The following is a 2,585-nucleotide window of genomic DNA, read 5'->3' as shown; positions in this document are numbered from 1 at the left end:
GTGACGATCCGCGCGGTCACGGGGTAGGCGTCGCAAGGGCCTCCTGGCGCATCCAATCGCAGAACGCTTCCGCCTTGCGATTACGGCGCGAGCGGCGCGCGGCGACGTAGGTGAGATCGCTGGGAACGAAGCCGAACGGCGCGACGAGGCGTCCGGCCTTGATGTCATCGATCACCATGGGCCATGGAGCAATTCCGGCACCGAGGCCGCCGGTCGCAGCTTCGAGCATGTAGTAGAAATGCTCGTATTCGGCGCCCGGAAAATCGACATTCTTCCACCCTGCGCAACGGGACGCCCAGTTCGCCCATGCATCCCTTCGGGTGATGGTGTGGAGGTGCGGTATGCGTTGAAGGTCGTCCATCTCGCGAATCTCGTATCGCGCGGCGAGGGCAGGAGATACCACCGGGCCGAAATGTTCGCGGAAGAGCTCCGTGACGATCGCGTCGTTGGGCATCCCATCCTCCGCCAGGCGGATAGCCACCTCATAACGCTCACGAGCAAAGTCGACGGGCGCATAAGACGCCGACAGACGGATCTCGACCGCGGGATGTGCCGCTTGGAAACGATGCAAGCGCGGAATCAACCACCGCATGCTGAAGGTGCCGGTGCACGAGACATCCAGCGCTCCTTCATCCTCATCCGCGACGGCGCGCACGCCCGCCTCTAGACGATCCAGCCCGGCCGTCAGGTGGGACAACAGTGTCCGGCCGCTCTCGGTAAGCCGCAGGGCGTTCTTTGGTCCTTCGAACAGCCGAATTCCCAACACCTCTTCGAGGTGACGCACGTGGCGGCTGATGGCACCGTGCGTAACGGAAAGTTCCTCCGCGGCGAGAGTCATGCGTCCGAGCCGCCCTGCGGCTTCAAAGGCTGTGAGGGCGTTCAAAGAAGGCAGGCGACGGTGGGCCATGTGAGGAAAACGCACATCACTTGTCAGAACAACTCGATTATCAGGTCCGTTCTAATGTGACACAAGGGCACATAGCCGGCAATTCACTTTGAAAGACCCCGCCTGTGACTCTGATCGTCTTCGCCGCCGTTCTTCTGGCGGCTCTCATGCATGCTGGGTGGAACGCCCTTTTCAAAGTCGGGCTCGACCGGGTGTCGTCTCTTCTGCTTCTTTGTCTGTCGCAGTTGGGCCTTTGCCTCATCCTCCTGCCCTTCTTCCCGCTGCCTGTCTGGGATGCTTGGCCGTGGATTCTCGTGTCGGCGCTCATCCATGTCTTTTACAAGATCTCTCTCTTGCGGGCCTACGATCACGGCGATCTTTCCCAGGTGTATCCGCTCGCACGCGGGTCGGCGCCGTTGATCGTCGCCGTCGTGAGCGCCACCTTCCTCGGCGAAGTGACGACCGTGATGAAGACTGTCGCGATCATCTCGATCGGATCAGGAGTGTGTCTGATGTCGCTCAAGGGGGGGGCCACCGGCCGCATGCCGCCGAAAGCTTTCTTGTATGCGATCACCACGGCGATGTGCACCGCGTCCTACACGCTGGTGGATGGATGGGGTGCGCGCCTATCAGGCTCACCATCCGGCTTCCTCTTTCTCGCCAGCATCCTCGATGGGCTGTTGACGTGTGCCTACGTTCTCGTCGCGCATGGGACGCGCGCCTTCACCCGACTCGCTCCCGCATGGCGTCCAGGCGTCGCGGCAGGCGCCATGGCTCTCTCATCCTATTGGATCGTCATCTGGGCTTTCACGCAGGCACCGATCGCGCTTGTCGCTGCTTTGCGCGAGACAAGCGTTCTCTTCGCAGTCGCCATCGCCGTACTCTATCTGAAAGAGCGTGTCGGATGGACCCGGATCGCTGCTGCCGGCTTGATCGCGTGCGGCGTCGTTCTCATGCGGCTTTGACTCAGGCGCGATAAGCGACGAGGACCGCACCTGTCGCTATGAAGGCGATACCGAGCCAGTTCGGGATGGAAAGCCGCTCGCCCAGAAACGCTACGCCAAAGAGAGCCACGAGAACGACGCTCAGTTTATCGATCGGCGCTACGCGCGATGCGTCGCCCAGCTTCAACGCGCGAAAATAGCAGAGCCAGGACGCGCCGGTCGCCAGCGCGGACAGTGTCAGAAAGACATAGGTGCGTCCGGAGATCGACCCGAGCGGCTGCCATTGCCCAGTGGCGGAAAGGATGCCGCCGAGAACGACGAGAATGATGGCCGTGCGCAGGAGTGTCGCAAAATCGGAGTTGATCTGCTCGACGCCGATCTTGGCGAAGATCGCGGTGAGCGCTGCAAATGCCGCCGATGACAAGGCCCAGAATTGCCAGGACAGGAATGCGGTTTTCATGCGAGCTCCCCGGGTTTACGAAAAAGCCCGGCACGAGGCCGGGCTGAAACGTCGAATACCTTTGCGCCCCGGTCAGACGGCGACGCGTTGTTCGACTTCCGTCGGTTCGCGCAGCACGTAGCCACGGCCCCAGACGGTTTCGATATAGTTCTTGCCCTCGGACGCGTTTGCCAGCTTCTTGCGGAGCTTGCAGATGAACACGTCGATGATCTTCAGTTCGGGCTCGTCCATGCCGCCATAGAGATGGTTGAGGAACATCTCTTTTGTCAGCGTCGTGCCCTTGCGGAGCGAAAGG

The 2,585-nt window shown here is 61.4% G+C and carries 4 protein-coding genes; 1 reads left to right on the top strand and 3 read right to left on the bottom strand.

What is annotated here, in order from left to right:
- Positions 1-16 precede the first annotated feature (16 nt).
- On the bottom strand, positions 17-907 hold the full coding sequence (locus tag AC1DT3_RS17585; protein ID WP_477466526.1) for a LysR substrate-binding domain-containing protein: 891 nt from the start codon (positions 905-907) through the stop codon (positions 17-19).
- A gap of 104 nt (positions 908-1,011) precedes the next feature.
- Between AC1DT3_RS17585 and AC1DT3_RS17580 the strand changes: the two genes are divergently transcribed.
- Positions 1,012-1,851 (top strand): EamA family transporter, encoded by an 840-nt coding sequence (locus AC1DT3_RS17580; protein ID WP_477466525.1) that lies wholly within the window; start codon positions 1,012-1,014, stop codon positions 1,849-1,851.
- Position 1,852: 1 nt separating this feature from the next.
- Here AC1DT3_RS17580 and AC1DT3_RS17575 read toward each other — a convergent pair whose 3' ends face one another.
- A complete protein-coding gene (locus AC1DT3_RS17575) occupies positions 1,853-2,290 on the bottom strand; it encodes an EamA family transporter (protein ID WP_477466524.1) in 438 nt (145 codons plus the stop codon).
- Positions 2,291-2,362: 72 nt separating this feature from the next.
- The coding region (locus AC1DT3_RS17570) for a winged helix-turn-helix domain-containing protein (protein ID WP_477466523.1) at positions 2,363-2,585 on the bottom strand (223 nt) is incomplete at its 5' end.

The sequence above is a fragment of the Microvirga sp. P4_G7 genome (genome assembly GCF_056401005.1).
Note: the sequence above shows the minus strand (reverse complement) of the source record. Positions and strands in the feature narration are given on the sequence as shown.

Coding starts and splice junctions, on each gene's coding strand:
- AC1DT3_RS17585 (WP_477466526.1), bottom strand. CDS start 907: ATGGCCCACCGTCGCCTGCCTTCTTTGAACGCCCTCACAGCCTTTGAA.
- AC1DT3_RS17575 (WP_477466524.1), bottom strand. CDS start 2,290: ATGAAAACCGCATTCCTGTCCTGGCAATTCTGGGCCTTGTCATCGGCG.